This is a genomic window from Micromonospora sp. DH13 (assembly GCF_020873825.1).
GTDB lineage: Bacteria > Actinomycetota > Actinomycetes > Mycobacteriales > Micromonosporaceae > Micromonospora > Micromonospora haikouensis.
Genome location: NZ_JAHWGR010000024.1, coordinates 59,669 through 77,684, shown reverse-complemented (window position 1 = coordinate 77,684; position 18,016 = coordinate 59,669). Strand labels below are relative to the sequence as shown.

General features: G+C 75.6%; 15 protein-coding genes and 1 pseudogene. 8 read left to right on the top strand and 8 right to left on the bottom strand.

What is annotated here, in order from left to right:
• Positions 1–601: 601 nt before the first annotated feature.
• From LPA42_RS21970 to LPA42_RS21960, 3 genes and pseudogenes are all read left to right on the top strand, one after another.
• Positions 602–1,309, top strand: a pseudogene (locus tag LPA42_RS21970) (ABC transporter ATP-binding protein); the annotation flags it as partial.
• A 101-nt stretch (positions 1,310–1,410) separates the two neighbouring features.
• Positions 1,411–2,166, top strand: coding sequence for an ABC transporter permease (locus tag LPA42_RS21965; RefSeq protein WP_077939082.1), 756 nt, complete (start codon positions 1,411–1,413; stop codon positions 2,164–2,166).
• Positions 2,167–2,184: 18 nt separating this feature from the next.
• A complete protein-coding gene (locus LPA42_RS21960) occupies positions 2,185–2,784 on the top strand; it encodes a TetR family transcriptional regulator (RefSeq protein WP_077939081.1) in 600 nt (199 codons plus the stop codon).
• Positions 2,785–2,874: 90 nt separating this feature from the next.
• On the opposite strand, the gene LPA42_RS21955 is transcribed toward LPA42_RS21960, so the two are convergent.
• The 3 genes from LPA42_RS21955 to LPA42_RS21945 all read right to left on the bottom strand — a co-directional run bounded on the left by LPA42_RS21955 (position 2,875) and on the right by LPA42_RS21945 (position 7,389).
• Positions 2,875–3,627 carry a DUF2470 domain-containing protein gene (locus LPA42_RS21955; protein ID WP_077939098.1) on the bottom strand — a complete coding sequence of 251 codons (753 nt, stop codon included), beginning with the start codon at positions 3,625–3,627 and terminating at the stop codon, positions 2,875–2,877.
• Positions 3,628–3,739: 112 nt separating this feature from the next.
• A complete protein-coding gene (locus tag LPA42_RS21950; protein ID WP_077939097.1) occupies positions 3,740–5,506 on the bottom strand; it encodes an ABC transporter ATP-binding protein in 1,767 nt (588 codons plus the stop codon).
• Positions 5,507–5,511: 5 nt separating this feature from the next.
• The gene (locus tag LPA42_RS21945) at positions 5,512–7,389 is read right to left on the bottom strand and encodes an ABC transporter ATP-binding protein (protein ID WP_198956670.1); all 1,878 of its coding nucleotides are present in this window, start codon (positions 7,387–7,389) and stop codon (positions 5,512–5,514) included.
• A 149-nt stretch (positions 7,390–7,538) separates the two neighbouring features.
• Between LPA42_RS21945 and LPA42_RS21940 the strand changes: the two genes are divergently transcribed.
• The 3 genes from LPA42_RS21940 to LPA42_RS21930 all read left to right on the top strand — a co-directional run bounded on the left by LPA42_RS21940 (position 7,539) and on the right by LPA42_RS21930 (position 11,195).
• Positions 7,539–8,168: a TIGR03085 family metal-binding protein gene (locus LPA42_RS21940; RefSeq protein ID WP_077939095.1), complete on the top strand. Its 630-nt coding sequence runs from the start codon at positions 7,539–7,541 to the stop codon at positions 8,166–8,168.
• 128 nt (positions 8,169–8,296) lie between these two features.
• Complete coding sequence (locus LPA42_RS21935) at positions 8,297–9,244, top strand: terpene synthase (RefSeq protein ID WP_077939080.1); 948 nt, start codon at positions 8,297–8,299, stop codon at positions 9,242–9,244.
• Between the two features lie 124 nt (positions 9,245–9,368).
• Entirely contained in the window at positions 9,369–11,195 is a 1,827-nt protein-coding gene (locus tag LPA42_RS21930; RefSeq protein WP_228986823.1) for a long-chain fatty acid--CoA ligase, read from the top strand.
• A gap of 111 nt (positions 11,196–11,306) precedes the next feature.
• On the opposite strand, the gene LPA42_RS21925 is transcribed toward LPA42_RS21930, so the two are convergent.
• Entirely contained in the window at positions 11,307–12,611 is a 1,305-nt protein-coding gene (locus tag LPA42_RS21925; RefSeq protein ID WP_077939076.1) for a low temperature requirement protein A, read from the bottom strand.
• 78 nt (positions 12,612–12,689) lie between these two features.
• On the bottom strand, positions 12,690–14,147 hold the full coding sequence (locus LPA42_RS21920) for a PLP-dependent aminotransferase family protein (protein ID WP_077939075.1): 1,458 nt from the start codon (positions 14,145–14,147) through the stop codon (positions 12,690–12,692).
• Between the two features lie 58 nt (positions 14,148–14,205).
• Between LPA42_RS21920 and LPA42_RS21915 the strand changes: the two genes are divergently transcribed.
• On the top strand, positions 14,206–14,874 hold the full coding sequence (locus LPA42_RS21915) for a YitT family protein (protein WP_077939074.1): 669 nt from the start codon (positions 14,206–14,208) through the stop codon (positions 14,872–14,874).
• An 85-nt stretch (positions 14,875–14,959) separates the two neighbouring features.
• Positions 14,960–15,421, top strand: coding sequence for a hypothetical protein (locus tag LPA42_RS21910; RefSeq protein ID WP_043967350.1), 462 nt, complete (start codon positions 14,960–14,962; stop codon positions 15,419–15,421).
• A 117-nt stretch (positions 15,422–15,538) separates the two neighbouring features.
• On the opposite strand, the gene hisF is transcribed toward LPA42_RS21910, so the two are convergent.
• From hisF to LPA42_RS21895, 3 genes are all read right to left on the bottom strand, one after another.
• Positions 15,539–16,306, bottom strand: coding sequence for an imidazole glycerol phosphate synthase subunit HisF (gene hisF / locus LPA42_RS21905; RefSeq protein WP_043967348.1), 768 nt, complete (start codon positions 16,304–16,306; stop codon positions 15,539–15,541).
• A gap of 181 nt (positions 16,307–16,487) precedes the next feature.
• Positions 16,488–17,525, bottom strand: coding sequence for an NADP-dependent oxidoreductase (locus tag LPA42_RS21900; RefSeq protein WP_077939079.1), 1,038 nt, complete (start codon positions 17,523–17,525; stop codon positions 16,488–16,490).
• Positions 17,526–17,581: 56 nt separating this feature from the next.
• Entirely contained in the window at positions 17,582–18,013 is a 432-nt protein-coding gene (locus LPA42_RS21895; RefSeq protein WP_077939078.1) for an organic hydroperoxide resistance protein, read from the bottom strand.
• Positions 18,014–18,016 lie beyond the last annotated feature (3 nt).

Genomic DNA, 18,016 nt, shown 5'->3' with positions numbered 1-18,016 from the left:
GCTCCAGCCAGGAGCGGACGTCGCGGACCGCCACCGAGACGTGGGTGAGCCGGCCGCCGGTTTCGGCCAGGTAGGCGCGGCGGGCGGCGTACGGGGCGTTGATCGGCGGCCCGGCCGGGCGGCCCGGCGTGGCGTCGGCGACCAGCACGTCGAGGTCGACGTCGCTGTGCGCCGTGGCGGCCCGGCGGGCGTGGCTGCCCCGCAGCAGGATGCCGACGACGGGGCGCTCGGCCGCCTGCCGCAGCCGGGCGGCCCAGTCGTCGAGGAATCCACTTTCCGGTGACGCAGAGTGACCCACCGCGCCATCGTGCCGTACGCCCGATCGGGGCGCAATGCCCGATGCCGGACGGGCTGTCCGGTCAGAAGGCTGACGCCCCGGTCCGAAGGCTAGTGCCCGAGGGTTCTCTTTCCTGCCTCGGGGTACCTTTCGCCGCCGCCCGGCGGCACCCCGACTCCGGCCGACCGCCCCGCCCGTCGCGGCGGCAGTACCGCCCGGCTCGGTGGCAGTACCGCCCGGCCGGGCGGCGACCGTTGCGGGCGACCCCCTCCCTCACCTAGCGTGGAGTTCATCAGATGATGAATTACTTCCCAGGGGGTGGCGATGGACCACGCGATCGCGGTCCGCGACCTGGTCGTGGACCGGGGCCGACGCCGGGTGCTGCACGGCGTGACATGTGCGGTGCCGCGCGGCGCCGTCACCGGCCTGCTCGGGCCCAGCGGCAGCGGCAAGACCACCCTCATGCGGGCCGTCGTCGGGGTGCAGACGGTCCGCTCGGGCTCGGTGACCGTCCTCGGCCGGCCGGCGGGCTCCCCGGCGCTGCGCAGCCGGGTGGGCTACCTGACCCAGGCGCCCAGCGTCTACGCCGACCTCACCGTCGCCGAGAACGCCCGCTACTTCGCCGCCCTGCACGGCCGGGGCCGGGCCGAGGCCGACCGGTCCGTGGCCGACGTCGGGCTGGCCGACGCCGCCGGCCAGCTCGTCGGCTCCCTCTCCGGCGGGCAGCGCAGCCGGGCGTCGCTGGCCTGCGCCCTGGTCGGCGAGCCGGAGCTGGTCGTCCTCGACGAGCCGACGGTCGGGCAGGACCCGGTGCTGCGGGCCGACCTGTGGGCCCGGTTCCACGCCCTCGCCGCCGCCGGGACGACCCTGTTGGTGTCCAGCCACGTGATGGACGAGGCCGCCCGCTGCGACCGGCTGCTGCTGATCCGCGAGGGCCGGCTCGTCGCCGACGACACCCCCGACGCGGTCCGCGCCGCCGCCGGGGTCGACGATCTCGACGAGGCGTTCCTGCGCCTGATCCGGGCCAGCGAGGCGACCGCCGGACAGGACGACGGCGGACCGGGTGGCGGTGGGCCGGGCGGCGGCGGGCAGGCTGACGGCCTCGGGCGGGCAGCCGGCGCGGGGGCGGCATCGTGAACGCGCGCATCCTGGCCGCCACCACCGGCCGCGTCCTGCGCCAGCTGCGGCACGACCGGCGCACCGTCGCCCTGCTGGTGCTGGTGCCGGCCCTGCTGCTCACGCTCGTCTACTACATGTACGCCGACCAGCCCACCCCGCCCGGCCAGCCGAGCATGTTCGACCGGGTGGCCCTGGTGATGCTCGGCGTCTTCCCCTTCGTGATCATGTTCCTGGTGACCAGCATCGCGATGCTGCGCGAGCGCACCTCCGGCACCCTGGAGCGGCTGCTCACCACCCCGCTGGGCCGGCTCGACCTGCTCTTCGGCTACGGCATCGCGTTCGGCCTCGCCGCCGCCGGCCAGGCCGCGATCGCCTCGGCGGTGGCGTACTGGGTGTTCGGGCTGACCACCGCCGGCAGCAGCGCCCTGGTGATCGTGATCGCCGTGGTCAACGCGGTGCTCGGCGTCGCCCTCGGCCTGTTCTGCAGCGCCTTCGCCCGCACCGAGTTCCAGGCCGTGCAGTTCATGCCCGTCGTGGTGATCCCCCAGCTGCTGCTGTGCGGGCTGTTCGTCGCCCGCGACGAGATGGCCGGCTGGTTGCAGGCGGTCAGCGACGCGCTCCCCCTGTCGTACGCCGTCGAGGCGCTGCAGGAGGTTGGCGCGCACGCCGAGCCGACGGCCACCATGTGGCGCGACCTCGGGGTCGTGGCCGGGGCGGTGGTGCTGGCGCTGGCGCTGGCCGCGGCCACCCTGCGCCGCCGTAGCGGCTGACGCGCGGGCGGGGCGCGGATGGCGACGGCGCGACGCACCGGGCGGCGGCCCGGCAACCCGGGCACCCGCGAGGCGATCCTCGCCGCGGCGCGTGCCGCGTTCGCCGAGCGGGGCTTCGACGCGGCCTCGATCCGGTCGATCGCCGCCGCGGCCGGGGTCGACCCGGCGCTGGTGCACCACTACTTCGGCGGCAAGGACCAGCTCTTCCTGGCCGCGATGGGCGCCCCGCTCGACCCGGGCGAGCTGCTGCCCCGGGTGCTGGCCGGCGACGCCGACGGCGTCGGTGAGCGGCTGGTGCGCACCTTCCTCGGCGTCTGGGACTCCCCGGCCGGCACCGCCGCGGTGGCGCTGCTGCGCTCGGCCGTGAGCAACGAGTGGACGGCCCGGCTGCTGCGCGAGTTCCTGGTCACCCAGGTGCTGCGCCGGGTCCTGCACCACCTCGACGTCGACCCGGCCGAGCTGCCGCTGCGCGGGTCGCTGGTGGCCAGCCAGCTGGTCGGGCTGGCCCTCATGCGGCACGTCGTGCGGCTGGAGCCGGTCGCCTCCGCCCCGCCGGAGACCCTGGTCGCGGCGGTGGGCCCGACCGTCCAGCGCTACCTGCGCGGGGAGCTGGGGTAAGGAAGGGCCCCTTGTTAACGCATTCGGTAGAGCGGGGTACCCCGCTCACCCACCGGGGCGCGGCGCGCGCCCCACGGCGGCACGGTGCGCTCAGCCTCGGGGGGCGGCGGAGCGCGGGTGCTGGCAGAGCATCGGGTGCAGCAGCCGGGCCAGCTCCCGGTGGTCGGCCACCGGGCGCGGGAAGGCCAGCCGGGCCCGCCGCCGGGCGCCGGGCCGGCCGAGGGAGACCAGCAGCCCGTACCGGTCGACGCGGACCACGCGGGGCGGGCCGTCGGGGCCGGACTCGACCAGGCCGAGCTGACGCCGGACGTACGCGGCCATCTCCCGGCCGTGGTGCACGGCCAGCTCGGTGAGCAGCTCCGGCTCCACCGGGTGCAGCGGGTCCGGCTCCGCCTCGGCGTACGCGACGGGGTCGATCCGCAGCAGCCCGTCGGGGCGCTCCAGGCGGGCCTCGGCCACCTCGAAGCGGTACAGCCGGAAGCGGGTGCCCACGTCGAGCAGGTCGCCGGTCGGGTCCACCTCGGCGAAGTCCAGGGTGGCCTGGCGGGCCTCGTCGCCGTGCAGGGCGGCGGCCCACCCGGAGACCCAGGCGCGGCCGAGCGACGGGGCGCCGGCGGCGGGCGGCAGGTCGAGCACGTCCAGCGCCACGGCGACGTCGGCGCCCGCGCCCCGGGGCAGCGCCGCCGCCAGGTCGCTGTGCACGCCGACGAGGAGCAGGACCCGCCCGTCGGCGTCGGTGGCGTGCCGGACGTGGTACGGGCCGGGCCGCTGGGCCAGGTGGACCAGGGCCGGGAGCCGGCCGGCGACCAGCGTCCGGACGGTCTCCGCGGGCGCGGGGCGCAGGGCGGGACTGGGGCGCATGACCCACCTCCGAAGGTTAGGCTTACCTAAGCAGCACGGTAGACCATGCGCGTCCCCGCGTCCACCGCACCGCCGGTTCGCCCGTCCGCGCCGGTCAGCGGGTCTGCTCCAGCCAGGAGGCGTGCAGCAGGCCGTAGACCGAGTCGGGGTCGCGGATCAACTCGTCGTGCGGCCCGCGCTGCACGATCCGGCCCCGGTCCACCACGATCACCTCGTCGGCGGCCTCGGCGGTGGAGAGCCGGTGGGCGATCGCGAGGGTGGTCCGGCCCCGGGTCACCGCGTCCAGGGTGTGCTGCAGGCGCACCTCGGTCGCCGGGTCCACCGCGCTGGTCGCCTCGTCCAGCACCAGCAGGTCCGGGTCCGCCACGTACGCCCGGGCCAGCGCCACGAGCTGCCGCTCCCCCACGCTCAGCGCCTCGCCCCGCTCCCCGACCGGGGTGTCCAGCCCCGCCGGCAGCCCGGCCAGCCAGTCGGCCAGCCCCAGCTCGGTGAACGCGGCCGTCAGCTCCGCGTCGGTCAGCTCCGGACGGGCGAAGCGGACGTTCTGCCCGACGGTGGCGTCGAACAGGAAGCCGTCCTGCGGCACCATCACCACCCGGGAGCGCAGCGAGGCGAACCGGACCTCGGTCAGCGGCACGCCCGAGAGCAGCACCGCCCCGGCGGTCGGGTCCATCAGGCGGGTGAGCAGCTTCGCGAACGTGGTCTTGCCGCTGCCGGTCTCGCCCACCACGGCGACCCGGCTCTTCGCCGCGATGTCCAGGGTCACGTCGTGCAGCACCGGCGGCCCGCCCGGATAGGCGAAGCCGACCCCGGCGAAGCGGATGTCCAGCGGCCCCGCCGGGAGGTCCCGGCCCCGCTCGCCGGGGTCGGCCACGTCCGGGGCGACGTCGAGCACGTCGAGCACCCGCCGCCAGCCGGCGATGGCGTTCTGCGCCTCGTTGAGCACCTCGGTGGCGATCTGCACCGGCTGGATGAACAGGGTGACCAGGAACAGGAACGCGGTGAGCTGCCCGATAGACAGGGTGCCGTCCACGCCGAGCAGCACCCCGAGCACGACGACGCCGGCCAGCGCCAGCCCGGCCGCCAGTTCCCCGACGGAGCTGCCCAGGATGCTGATCCGGATGGCCCGCTGCTGGGCCCGCTGCTGCCCCTCGATCGCCGCGTCGAGCCGCCGGGCGGTCCGCCCGGCGATCCCGTACGCCCGGATCACCGGCGCGCCGACGACGCTCTCGCCGATCGTGCCGAGCAGGGTGCCCATCCGCTGCCGGACCGTCCCGTACGCCCCGGCGAGGCGGCGCTGGAGCTGCCGGATCACCAGCACCGCCGGCGCGAACGCGGCGAGCACCACGAGGGTCAACTGCCAGGAGTAGGCCAGCATGACGGCCGTCGTCACCGCGAGCTGGCCGAGGTTGACGATCAGGATCACCCCGCCCCACTGGAGGAACTGGGTGATCTGGTCGACGTCGCTGGTGACGCGGGAGACCAGCGAGCCGCGCCGCTCGGACTGCTGGTGCAGCATCGACAGGTCGTGCACGTGCCGGAACGCCCGGGTGCGCACGTTGGCCAGGGCCGTCTCGCTGACCGTGAACAGCCGGCGCATCATCAGGTAGCCGCAGGTGGTGGTCACCACCAGCACGGCGGCGGTCACCGCGACGACGGTCCACACCACGCCGAGGTCGAGGCCGCCGACGATGCCCTCGTCGATGCCCTGCTGCACGGCGACCGGGACGGCGACCCGGCCCACCATGTAGACCAGCGCCAACGCGAGGGTGCCGGCCAGGCCGGTGCGCAGCTCGGGCGAGAGGGCCAGGCCCCGCCGCAGCGTGCGCCAGGTGTTCTCCGCCGGTTGCTCGGCCTCCACCACACTCACCGGTCCACCTCGACTTCCAGGCCGGAGGTCAACGGGGCGACCTCGTCGTACGGGCGGGGCTGCTGCTCGCCGTCGGCCTCGGCCTGCTCGTAGGCGGTGACCAGGTCGGCGTAGCCGGGAACGGTCGCGAGCAGCTCGGCGTGGGTGCCCCGGGCGACAACCCGGCCCCGCTCCAGGTAGATCACCTCGTCGGCGAGCGCGATGGTGGCCCGCCGGTAGGCCACCACCAGGATCGAGGCGGCGGGGCCGCCGGCGGCCGGCGCGCGCAGCCCGGCGAGGATGGCCGCCTCCACCCTCGGGTCGACCGCGCTGGTGGCGTCGTCGAGGACCAGCAGCCGGGGCCGCCCGGCGAGGGCCCGGGCCAGGGTGAGCCGCTGCCGCTGCCCGCCGGAGAGCGAGGTGCCCCGCTCGCCGACCATCGTGTCGAGCCCCTCGGGGAGCGCGGCGACGAAGCCGTCGGCCTCGGCGAGCCGCAGCGCGGCCCAGACGTCGTCGTCGGTGACGCCGGGCCGGTCCAGCGCGATGTTCGCCCGCACGGTGTCGTCGAAGACGAACGGCACCTGGGCGACCAGGGCGGCGGTGCCGGCCAGCGAGGCGGCGGTGAGCCGGCGGACATCGACGCCGTCGAGGCTGACCGTGCCGGTGTGCGGGTCGACCAGCCGCACGGCCAGCGCGGCGATGGTGGACTTGCCCGAGCCGGTGGACCCGACCAGGGCCACGGTCTTCCCGGCGGGCACGGTGAAGGTGACCTCGCCGAGCACCTCGGCGCCGGGCAGGTGCGCCTCGGCGGGCTCGTAGGCGAAGCCGACGTCGGCGAAGGCGAGCGTGGCCGGCGTCGGGTCGGCCGGGTCGGCCGGGACGTCGCCGTACGGCATCTCGCCGGTGGCGTCGAGCACCCGGCGCACCCGGTCCCAGCCGGCGACGCTGCGCGGCAGCTCGGCCAGCACCCAGCCGATGGCCCGCACGGGGAAGGCCAGCACGGTGAACAGGAAGGCCACGCTGACCAGGTCGGTGACACCGATGGCACCCTGCCGGAGCCGGAACGCGCCGACCACCAGCACGGCGAGGGTGCCGAGGCTGGGCAGGGTCTCCAGCATCGGGTCGAAGACGCCGCGCAGCCGGCCGACGGAGATCAGCGCGTCGCGCAGCTCGCCGGCGCGGGCGGCGAACCGGGCGGTCTCCTGCGCCTCGCGGCCCATGGTCTTGACCACCAGGGCGCCGTCGAAGCTCTCGTGGGCGATGCCGCTGACCTCGGCGCGCAGCCGCTGGGCGCGGGCCTGGCGCGGGGCCATCCGGCGGGAGTAGACCACGTTGAGGGCGAACAGGGCGGGGAAGACCGCGAGCCCGACCAGGGCCAGCGCCCAGTCGGTGACGAACAGGGAGGCGATCGCGCCGACCAGCATGACCACGGTGCCGACGGCGAAGGGCAGCGGGGCGATCGGGTACCAGGCCGCCTCGACGTCGGAGTTGGCGTTGGACAGCAGGGTGCCGGTGGCGTTGCGCTGGTGCCAGGACAGCGGCAGCTCCAGGTAGCGGCGGGTCACCTGCCGGCGGTAGGCGGCCTGGAGCCGGAACTGCATGTAGCCCGCGCCGAGCCGGCGGCCGAAGATGCCGACCACCCGCAGCACGCTGATGCCGAACAGCGCCCCGGCGGCGAGGGCGAGGGCCGCGACGCCCACCGACCCGCGCGCGATCGCCGGCACCACGACGTCGCCGACCACCGCCCCGACGACGTACGCGCTGGCGATCACCAGCCCGCCGAACAACACGCTGCCGCTGACCGCCACCGCGAAGATCCGGGGCTGCTCCCGGATCGCCCGGCCGAGCACGAACAGCCCTCTGCGGAGCACGTCCCGACTTGTCCTGCTGGTCACGCTCTCCCCCGCCGTAAGTTGCAATTATCTCCCTCATCCTTACCGGACCGGTCCAGCCACGCTGTCCCGGAACGGGTATGTCGGCGATCACGTCGGGCGGCGTCCCCGCACGACGGGCCGACCGCGGCGGACCGGCCTACGATCGGGCCATGCCGCGGTACGCCCGTTCGGAGCGCGAGGCGCTCGCCGACCTCATGCAGAACCTGGGTCCGGACGCGCCGACCGTCAACGAGGGCTGGTCGGTGCGGGACCTCGCCGCCCACGTCGTCGTGCGGGAGCGGCGGCCGGACGCCGCCGGGGGGATCGCGCTGCCGCCGCTGCGCGGGTACGCCGAACGGGTGCGCCTGCGGGTCGCGGCGCGGCCCTTCGACGAGCTGGTGGCGCAGGTGCGCCGGCCGCCGCTGTGGAGCCCGCTGAGCAACCCCGTCACCGACGAGCTGGTCAACACGATGGAGTTCTACATCCACCACGAGGACGTCCGGCGGGCCCGGGCGGGGTGGGGTCCGCGCGACCTGCCGGCCGGGCTGGACGCCGTGCTGTGGCGGCGGGCCTCGGTGCTGGGCCGGCTGGCGCTGCGCCGCTTCCCGGCCGACCTGCTGGTGCAGGCGCCCGGGCACGGCGCGCTGTCGGCGGGGCGGGGCGGGCCACGGATCCGCGTGGTCGGCGCGCCGGGCGAGCTGGTGCTCTTCCTCACCGGCCGGCAGCGGGTCTCGCGGGTGCAGGTGGAGGGGCCGGCGGCGGCGGTGGACCGGCTCCGGGCCGCCCAGCTCGGCATCTGACCGGCTGTGCAGGAACGGTCACTCGACGGCGCGGGGCAGGCTCCCGACCGAACTATGAATATCTATTCATCTGGCGTACCCTCGGCCGGTCGCCCCACCCGGGGTGGCCCGACCCGGCAGGGGGTGACGTGCGGAGCTTCGCGGTCTCTGCCCTGGACGAGCCACCGTTTCCCCCGTGCCGGCACGCCGGCACCGATCTGGCCGCCGCGCAGAGCCTGGGCTGGGCGCAGGCATTCGGCCTGATCACCAACGGACGCCGGATGCACCGGCTGCGGCACGCCGCCGCCGCCGAGCTGGCCGGTCGCACCTGCCCGGACGCGCCCGCCGACCGGCTGCGGCTGCTCACCGACCTGATCACCTGGCTCTTCGTCGTCGACGACGCCTGCGACGACGACGGGCTCGGCGACGCGCCCACCCGGCTCGCCCCGGTCGTCGCCGACCTGCTGGACGTGCTGGACCGGCACGGCGCCCCGGGCCCCAGCCCCGCCGGCGGTCCGCTGGGCGCCGCCCTGGACGACCTCTGCCGGCGGATCCGGGCCCACGGGCACCCGCCGCTGCTGCTGCGCTTCGTCGGCCAGCTGCGCGACTACCTGCTGGCCCTGCTGTGGGAGGCGGCGAACCGGGAGCACGGCCGGGTGCCCGGGGTGGCCGAGTACGTCTCGCTGCGCCGGCACACCGGGGCGGTGCATCCCGCGTTCACCCTGACCGACCTCGCGTACGACGCGCCGCCGGAGGCGGACCGCCGCGTCGAGCCGGCGCTCGTCGACGTCGAGACCCTGGCGGCGGACCTGGTCTGCTGGTGCAACGACCTGTTCTCGTACGGCAAGGAGAACCGGGCGGGGCCGGACGCGCACAACCTGGTCAGCGCGATCGCGGCCGAGACCGGCCGGGGCGAGCCGGCGGCGCTGCGGGCCGCCGCCGAGCGGTTCAACCGGGCCCTGGCGTGCTACGCCGAGCGGGAGGCGGCCCTGGGCGACGCCGACGACGACCCGGCGCTGCGCTCGTTCCTGGCGGCCCGCCGCAACTGGGTGCGGGCCACCTACGACTGGTCGCTGCGGGCCGCCCGGTACGCCTGATCCGCCCCGGGGGCCCGGCGGGTCGCCGCGAGGACTAGCCGATGCGCGGTGCAGGCAATACCCTTCGGTAACCGCAAACGACGTGACCCCCGTCACGCCTCCACCCCTGAAGGCGGCTACAGCGATGTCTCTCGATGTACCGTACCGTTCCATCCCCGACATGTTCCTCAAGCGCGTGGCGGCCACCCCCGACCGCCCCGCGTTCGCCCACCCCGCCCCCGACGACTCCGGGCCGGTCTGGCTGACCTGGGCCCAGGTCGGGCAGCGGGCCCGGGCGGTCGCGGCGGGGCTGCACGGGCTCGGTGTCGGCCGCGAGGACCCGGTGGCGATCCTGTCGAGCACCCGGCTCGACTGGGTGCTCGCCGACTTCGGCATCATGTGCGCGGGTGGCGCCACCACCACCGTCTACCCGACCACCGAGCCCGAGGACGCCACGTACATCGTCGCCGACTCCGGCTCCCGGGTGCTGTTCGCGGAGAACCCGGCCCAGGCCGCCAAGCTCGCCGGCGCGACGCTGCCGGCCCTGACCCACGTGGTGCTCTTCGACGGCACGCCCGACCCGGCGGCGGCCGTGCCGCAGCTGACCCTCGCCGAGCTGGAGGAGCGGGGCGCCCGGACCCTGGCCGACGACCCGGAGCTGATCGAGCGCCTGACCGCCGACCTCGGGCCCGACCACCTGGCCACCCTCATCTACACCTCCGGCACCACCGGGCGGCCCAAGGGCGTCGAGCTGCTGCACGGCGGCTGGTGCTGGGAGGGCGTGGCGCAGGCCGAGGTGGGGCTGCTGCGCGAAGACGACCTGCAGTACCTGTGGCTGCCGCTGGCCCACTCGTTCGGTAAGACCCTGCTCTGCGGCGCGACCCACGTCGGCCTGCCGACCTACGTCGACGGCCGGGTCGAGAAGCTGGTCGAGCTGCTGGCCGTCGTGCGGCCGACGCTGATGTGCGGGGCGCCCCGCGTCTTCGAGAAGGTCTACAACAAGGCGGTCACCACCGCGCAGGACGCCGGCGGCGCGAAGGCGAAGATCTTCGCCTGGGGGGTGCGGGTCGGCAAGGAGAAGGTCGCGCTGGAGCAGGCCGGCCGGCCCGTCCCCGCCGGGCTGAGGCTGCGGTACGCGCTGGCCGAGAAGCTGGTGTTCAGCAAGCTCCAGGCCCGCCTCGGCGGCCGGATCCGGGTGCTCGTCTCCGGCGCCGCGCCGCTGAGCAAGGAGATCGCCACCTTCTTCGCCGCCGCCAACCTGCCGATCTCCGAGGGCTACGGCCTCACCGAGAGCAGCGCCGGCAACTTCGTCAACCCGCCCGGCGGCCTGCGCATCGGCACCGTCGGCCGGGCGATGGGCGACCTGGAGTGCCGGATCGACACCGACGGGGAGATCCTGGTCCGGGGCCGGCCGGTCATGCGGGGGTACCACCACCTCCCCGAGGACACGGCCGCCGCGTTCACCGAGGACGGCTTCTTCCGCACCGGCGACATCGGCAGCCTCGACGACGACGGCTACCTGCGCATCACCGACCGGAAGAAGGACCTGGTCAAGACCTCCGGCGGCAAGTACGTCGCCCCCTCGCACATCGAGGGCATGTTCAAGGCGCTGTGCCCGTACACGTCGCAGGCGGTCGTCATCGGTCAGGCCCGCAACTACTGCACGATGCTGGTCAGTCTCGACCCGGACGCGATCCGGGGCTGGGCGGCCGGCGGCCCGCTGGAGGGGCGCAGCTACGCCGAGATCGCCGCCTCCGCCGAGGCCCGGGCCATGGTCGAGGAGTACGTCGCCCAGCTCAACGCCAAGCTCAACCGCTGGGAGACGATCAAGAAGGTGACCGTCCTGCCCCGCGACCTGACCATCGAGGACGGCGAGATGACCCCGTCCCTCAAGATCAAGCGCCGGGGCGTGGAGAGCAACTTCGCGGCCGAGATCGACCGGATGTACGAGGGCAGCCTCGCCGAGATCTGAGCCGCCTCCCCCGGCGGTCCCCGCCCACGCGGCACCGACCCACCGGCGGCCGGGCCCCCCCGGCCCGGGGCACGGCCGCCGGTCGCCCGGTCGCCCGGAAGCGGCCCGGGCTCACAGGTGCTCGGCGCGCCACCGGCTCGCCTCGGCCTCGGCCTCCGTCTGCTCCGCCAGCGCCAACTGGCGGACCCGGTGCCGGCGGCGCCCCTCGCCCCGGGTCTCCACCACGACCAGCGCCACGCAGACCGCCCCCAGCAGCAGCAGCGCCTGCAGGGCCCCGATCCGGGCGGCCAGCGGCGAGAGCAGGGCCAGCAGCGCCACCGCGACCACCGGCGGCCAGCGCAGCACCCGCAGCGCCCGCACCCCGCAGGCGACGAGGCTGAGCAGGTAGAGGCCGACCCCGCCGTAGAGCACGAGGATCCAGAACGCGCCCAGCGGCTCGCCCCAGGCCGGCGAGGTCGGGTCCGCCGCCTCGACGAGCAGGTCCTTGATCCCGAGGGCGAAGAAGATCACCCCGGTGACGATCGGCAGGTGCAGGTACGTGTACGCGTCCCGGGCCAGCCGGGCCCGCGCCACCGGGTCGCGGGCCCGGTGCAGCGCCTGCTCGACGGCGAGCGCCAGGACGTCGAAGTACGCCCACCACAGCGTCGCCGCGATCGCGATGCCGGTCACCGCGGCGACCACCACCGGCCAGGTCAGCGGCAGGCCGGTGACGAACTTCGAGCCCAGCCCCAACGCGATGATCGATTCGCCGAGCGCGATCAGCACCATCAGGGCGTGCCGCTCCGCCCAGTGCCCCGCCGACACCACCACCCAGTACGCGCCGCCGAGGCTCGTCCCGGCCACGTACTCCAGGGTCAGCGCGGCGGCCCAGAAGGCCAGCTGCAGGGCCGTCGCCGTGCCGTCGTGGGCGATCCGCGGCGGCACCAGCGCGGCCGCGACGAGCAGGGCCGCCGCGACCACCGGCAGCCCGGCAAGCCACGCCCAGTGCCGCAGCCGCACCGGGTCGCCCCGGGCCACCCAGCCGAAGACCGCGAGCTGCGAGGCGCGGACCAGGAAGTAGCAGCTCGCGAAGACCAGCGGGCCGTTCAGCCCGCCGGGCCGGTCCGTGAACGCGCCCGGCATGCTCAGGGCCAGCAGGAAGGTCGCGGCGATCGTGACGAAGCCGACCAGCGGCAGGACCCCCTGGTCGGCGCGGATCGCGTTGCCGAGCCCGGCGAAGCCCGTCCAGCACCACCACAGCAGCCCGAGCACGAGCAGGCAGCGGCACAGGTTGACGGGGCTCGGGTAGTACACGGTCAGCGTGGTGACGTTGAGGAACGCGTAGACGAAGACCAGGTCGTAGAAGAGCTCCAGCCGGGTGGTGCGCGAGCCGGGCGCGCCGGGGCGTACCCCGAGCGACCATCCCGCGTTGCCCACCCCCGCAGTCTTCCAACCCGGGGCCGCCGGGCAGCCGGGTTCGGCCGGATCGGTGGACCGCGCGGGCGGGCGGCCGGGTCAGGCGATGACCGCCGGCTCCTGCCAGCGCGGGCGGCTGGCGCGGTCCAGGTCGTAGCGGACCGCCGCGAGCCGGCCGACGGCCTCCGCCAGGTCCGCGGCGGGCAGCGTGAACGGCAGCCGCAGGAAGCGTTCGAGGGTGCCGTCCAGGCCGAACCGGGGGCCGGGCGCCAGCCGTACGCCGACCTCCTCGGCGGCGCGGGCCAGCGCGCTGGAGATCGGCCCGTCCAGCTCCACCCAGAGCGTCACCCCGCCGCGCGGCGCGGTGACCCGCCAGTCGGGCAGGCGGCGCGCGAGCGCGTCGGTCAGGGCGTCGCGCTGGGCGGCGAGCTGGGTGCGGCGGGCGGCCACGATGGCCGGCGCGTCGGCGAGCAGGTGGACCGCGACGAGCTGGTCGAGCACCGGGCTGGCCATGTCCACCCCGACCCGGGCGGCGGCCAGCCGCTGCACCTGCGGGGCGGACGCGCGGACCCAGCCGATGCGCAGGCCGCCCCAGTAGGGCTTGCTCATCCCGCCGATGGAGATCACCCGGGAGTGCCGGTCGAACGTGGCGACGGGCGGGGGCAGCTCGGTGCCGTCCAGCGGCAGGTCCACGAACGACTCGTCGATCACCAGGTCGGTGCCGGCCGCGTGGGCCGCGGCGACCACCCGCTCACGCAGCTCGGCCGGCATCAGGTGCCCGGTCGGGTTCTGGAAGTCGGGGATCAGGTACGCCAGCTTCGGCCGCCCCTGACGCAGGCTGCCCAGCAGCAGGTCGGCGTCCCAGCCGGCGGCGTCGGTGGCCAGCCCGTGGGTGGTGATCCGGGCCCGGCGGGCGGCGAGGGCGGCGAGGGCGTTCGGGTACGTCGGCGACTCGACCAGCACGTTGCCCCCGGGTGCCAGGGCCAGCCGCAGCACCAGGTCGAGCGCGTGCTGGGTGCCGCTGGTGACCATGATCTGGTCGGGTGAGGTGGGCAGGCCCCGCGCCGTGTAGCCGGCGGCGACCGCCTCGCGAAGCTCGATGACGCCGGTCGGGTGGTAGCCGGCCCCGCCCAGGTAGCGGGGCAGGTCCTCGGCGGCGGCCCGGGCGGCGGGCAGCAGCTGGGGCGGCGCGGCCAGCGCGGCCACCCCGAGGTCGATCATGTCGCGGTCGTCCAGCGGGGTCCACAGGCCGGTGCTGGCCACCCGGTGGGTGCCCGGGAGCATCGTCCAGCTGCCCGCCCCCCGGCGGCTGGCCAGGTGGCCGCTCTCCCGCAACTGCCGGTAGGCGGCCGTCACCGTGGTCCGGCTGATCCGCAGCGCCTCGGCCAGCTCCCGCTCGGCCGGCAGGCGTACCCCCAGGGGCAGGCGGCCGTCGGCGAGCAGCCCCCGGACGGCGCCGGCGAGCGCGGCGTAGTCGGGGCTGCGCCGGCGGCCCGGCAGGGCGTGCCACTGCCCGAGGAGCCGAGCCAATTGGGCCCCACGCACCTGACTTGTCATGGCCACCCTCCCGATATTGGCTCTCCCCACCGCCGGATTGGCACCTAGGGTGGCATGCATGGTGGCAATTGGCAATCTGCGGCACCGGCCCGTCCGGCGGCTGGTCCAGCTCTACGCGGGCCTGACCCTCTACGGCGTCAGCATGGCGCTGATGATCCGCTCCGGCCTCGGCCTCGACCCGTGGGACGTCTTCCACCAGGGCGTCGCCCGCCGGACCGGCCTGTCGTTCGGCACCGTCACCATCGCCGTCGGCGCTCTCGTACTGCTGCTGTGGGTCCCGCTGCGCCAACGACCGGGCCTCGGCACGGTCAGCAACGTGCTGGTGATCGGCTTGGTGGTCGACGCCACCCTGGCCCTGCTGCCCGGCGGCGCCCCGCTGGCGGCACGGGCGGCGCTGCTGGTCGTCGGGATCGTCGCCAACGGCGCCGCCACCGCCCTCTACCTGGGCGCGCGGCTCGGCCCCGGCCCCCGCGACGGCCTGATGACCGGGTACGTGGCGCGCCGCCCCGGGCGGTCCATTCGGCTGGTCCGCACCGTCATCGAGGTCACCGTGCTGGCCCTCGGCTGGCTGCTCGGCGGCACCGTCGGCGTCGGCACCGTCGCGTACGCCCTCACCATCGGGCCGCTGGCCCAACTGTTCCTGCCGATGTTCACCGTCGAAGCGGAACCGGCCGGCGCGGGACCGGTCGAGGTGGGGGTCGCCGGGCCGCGCCCCGCCGGACCGTGACCACGTAACCGCGCTGAGCTGCGGCGACACCCGTACCGGAAAAGTAGGTGTTTCCTCCGGCGGCGGCGCACGGCATCATTCCTGCATGGGGGAGAGCGGATGGCGCTGGACCGACGCCTGGATCTTCGTTTCGCTGGTGATCGCCAACGGTGCCGGCCGGCACCGCAGGGCGGCGTCCACGCGGCGCCCCGAGGGCGTCCGGCTCGCTGACGTGCTCTCCACAGCCGACCACCTCAACCACGCCATCCCCGAGCGGCAGGAGGTGGAGACCGCCGTCCGCCGGCTCGTCGGCGCCGGCCTGGTCAGCGTCACCGACGGCTGGTTCCGGCTCACCCCCGACGGGGAGAAGCTCTGGCGCTCGCGCCCGAGCGCCGGCCTGGCCACGGCCGTCGACACCGTGCAGGGCGTGCTGAGCCGACGGCACGCCCCGGGCAGCGCCGACTGGACCCTCCCCGAGGACGAGCACGCCGCCGCCGTGCAGGAGTACGCCGTCCGCTCGATCCCGGCCCCGCGCCGCTCGCCGGAGGGCCACTCCGGGCGGCACTGACGGGCGAGGCGCGACGCCGGGTGCCGACGGGCCTGGTGGCCCGCCACGGGGTCGCACCGCGGTGGCTCGGCCCGGCACCGACGGGCGGGGCCGGATCACCCGGTGCCGCAGGGCGGGTCAGCGCACGGGGTGACCCGAACCGCGCAGGGCGGCCTTGACCTCGGCGACGGTCAGCTCGCCGAAGTGGAAGACGCTGGCGGCGAGCACCGCGTCGGCGCCGGCGGCGATGGCCGGCGGGAAGTGGGCCACCTCGCCCGCGCCGCCGCTGGCCACCACCGGCACGTCGACGACGGCGCGGACCGCCCCGATCAGCTCCAGGTCGAAGCCGGCCTTCGTGCCGTCGGCGTCCATCGAGTTGAGCAGGATCTCCCCCGCGCCCAGCTCGGCGCCGCGCCGCGCCCACTCGACGGCGTCGAGCCCGGTGCCCCGGCGGCCGCCGTGGGTGGTCACCTCGAAGCCGCTCGCGGTGGTGCCGGCCGGCGCCCGGCGCACGTCGAGGGAGAGCACCAGCACCTGCCGGCCGAACCGGTCGGCGATCTCGGCGATCAGCTCGGGGCGGGCGATGGCCGCGGTGTTCACCCCGACTTTGTCGGCGCCGGCCCGCAGCAGCGTGTCGACGTCGGCGACCTGCCGCACGCCGCCGCCGACGGTGAGCGGGATGAAGACCGACTCGGCGGTGCGGCGCACCACGTCGAGCATGGTGCCCCGGTCGCTGGAAGAGGCGGTCACGTCCAGGAAGGTCAGCTCGTCGGCGCCCGCCCGGTCGTACGCCGCCGCCAACTCCACCGGGTCGCCCGCGTCGCGCAGGTCGAGGAAGTTGACCCCCTTGACCACCCGCCCGGCGTCCACGTCGAGACACGGGATCACCCGCACCGCCACCGTCATGCCGCGAAGCCTATCGCCCCGGCCCGCCCCGGCGGCCGCCGAGTGAGGCCGACCACCGGCGACGGGCGGCTCCGCCACGCGGCTCCCCGGGGGGCGGCTCCGCGCCACGGCTCCGCGCCACGGCTCCGGGGGGTGAGAAGGGGACCCTTCTCTACCGGAAGCGTTAACAAGGGGCCCTTCCTTACAGGCGCACCAGCATCTTGCCGAGGTTGTCGCCGCGCAGCAGGCCGAGGAACGCCTCCGGGGCGGCGGCGATGCCGTCGACGACCGTCTCGTCGTACGAGAGCCTGCCCTCGCGCAGCCAGCCGGCCACCTCCTGGACGAACTGGTCGCGCAGGTGGCCGTGGTCGCCGACGAGGAAGCCGCGCAGGGTGAGCCGCTTGCCGATGAGCATCGCCAGGTTGCGCGGCGCGGCCGGCGGCTCGGTGGCGTTGTACTGGGCGATCATGCCGCAGACGGCGGCCCGGCCGTGCAGCCGCAGCGCGCCGATCGCGGCCTCCAGGTGCTCGCCGCCGACGTTGTCGAAGTACACGTCGATCCCGTTCGGGGCGGCGGCGGCGAGCTGGTCGGCCACGGGGCCGTCGTGGTAGTCGAAGGCGGCGTCGAAGCCGAGCGCCCGCAGCCGCTCGACCTTGGCCGGCGAGCCGGCGCTGCCGACCACCCGGGCGGCGCCCTTCAGCTTGGCGATCTGGCCGACCATGCTGCCCACCGCGCCGGCCGCGCCGGAGACGAAGACGCTCTCCCCGGGCTGCATGGCGGCCACGTCGAGCAGGCCGGCGTACGCGGTCAGCCCGGTCATGCCGAGCACGCCCAGGTAGGCGCTCACCGGGGCCAGGGACGGGTCGACCTTGCGGGCGCCCTTGGCGTCGAGGAGCGCGTACTCCCGCCAGCCGAGGCCGTGCAGGACGGTGTCGCCGGGGACGATCCCGTTGCCCTCACCGGCCACCACCTCGCCGACCGCGCCGCCGTCGAGCGGGGCGTCGAGGGCGAACGGCGGCACGTACGACTTGACGTCGTTCATCCGTCCCCGCATGTACGGGTCGACGGACATGAACTGGTTGCGGACCACGAGCTGGCCGGGGCCCGGGGTGGGCACCTCGGTCTCGACGAGCCGGAAGTTGTCGGCGGTCGGCCACCCCTCGGGGCGGGAGGCGAGGTGGATCTCACGGTTGACGGTCACGGTGTCGGTCGTCCTCTCGGTCGCTGGTCGGGGCTGCATCAGGCGGGGCGCGGCGCGCGGCGACACCCGGGTGCGCCGGCGCCGCGCGCCACGGCTCAGGCGGCGAGGGTCTCGCGGACGGTGAGGGCGACCTCGACATTGCCCCGGGTCGCGTTCGAGTAGGGGCAGACCTGGTGGGCCTGGGCGACGAGCTGCTCGGCGGCCTCCCTGGGCACGGCCGGCAGGTCCACCACGAGGGCGGCGGTCAGGCCGAAGCCGCCGCTGCCGTTGGCGCCGATGCCCACCTCGGCCTCGACGACCGAGCCGGTCACGTCGGCCTTGGCGGCGCGGGCCACCCGACGCAGGGCGGAGTGGAAGCAGGCGGCGTAGCCGGCGGCGAAGAGCTGCTCCGGGTTCGCCGCACCGCCCGCGCCGCCCAGCTCCTTCGGGATCGCGAGGCCCAGCTCGAAGGTGCCGTCGGAGGTGCGGACGTGGCCGTCGCGGCCGTCGCCGGTGGCGCGGGCGTTGGCGGTGTAGAGGACCTGCATGGC

Excerpts from the sequence above, each read along its gene's own strand:
- LPA42_RS21910 (WP_043967350.1), top strand. The coding sequence starts at position 14,960 with ATGGGGGAGAGCGGATGGCGCTGGACCGACGCCTGGATCTTCGTTTCG.
- LPA42_RS21895 (WP_077939078.1), bottom strand. The coding sequence starts at position 18,013 with ATGCAGGTCCTCTACACCGCCAACGCCCGCGCCACCGGCGACGGCCGC.
- LPA42_RS21930 (WP_228986823.1), top strand. The coding sequence starts at position 9,369 with ATGTCTCTCGATGTACCGTACCGTTCCATCCCCGACATGTTCCTCAAG.
- LPA42_RS21940 (WP_077939095.1), top strand. The coding sequence starts at position 7,539 with ATGCCGCGGTACGCCCGTTCGGAGCGCGAGGCGCTCGCCGACCTCATG.
- LPA42_RS21920 (WP_077939075.1), bottom strand. The coding sequence starts at position 14,147 with ATGACAAGTCAGGTGCGTGGGGCCCAATTGGCTCGGCTCCTCGGGCAG.
- hisF (WP_043967348.1), bottom strand. The coding sequence starts at position 16,306 with ATGACGGTGGCGGTGCGGGTGATCCCGTGTCTCGACGTGGACGCCGGG.
- LPA42_RS21900 (WP_077939079.1), bottom strand. The coding sequence starts at position 17,525 with ATGCAGCCCCGACCAGCGACCGAGAGGACGACCGACACCGTGACCGTC.
- LPA42_RS21960 (WP_077939081.1), top strand. The coding sequence starts at position 2,185 with ATGGCGACGGCGCGACGCACCGGGCGGCGGCCCGGCAACCCGGGCACC.
- LPA42_RS21915 (WP_077939074.1), top strand. The coding sequence starts at position 14,206 with ATGGTGGCAATTGGCAATCTGCGGCACCGGCCCGTCCGGCGGCTGGTC.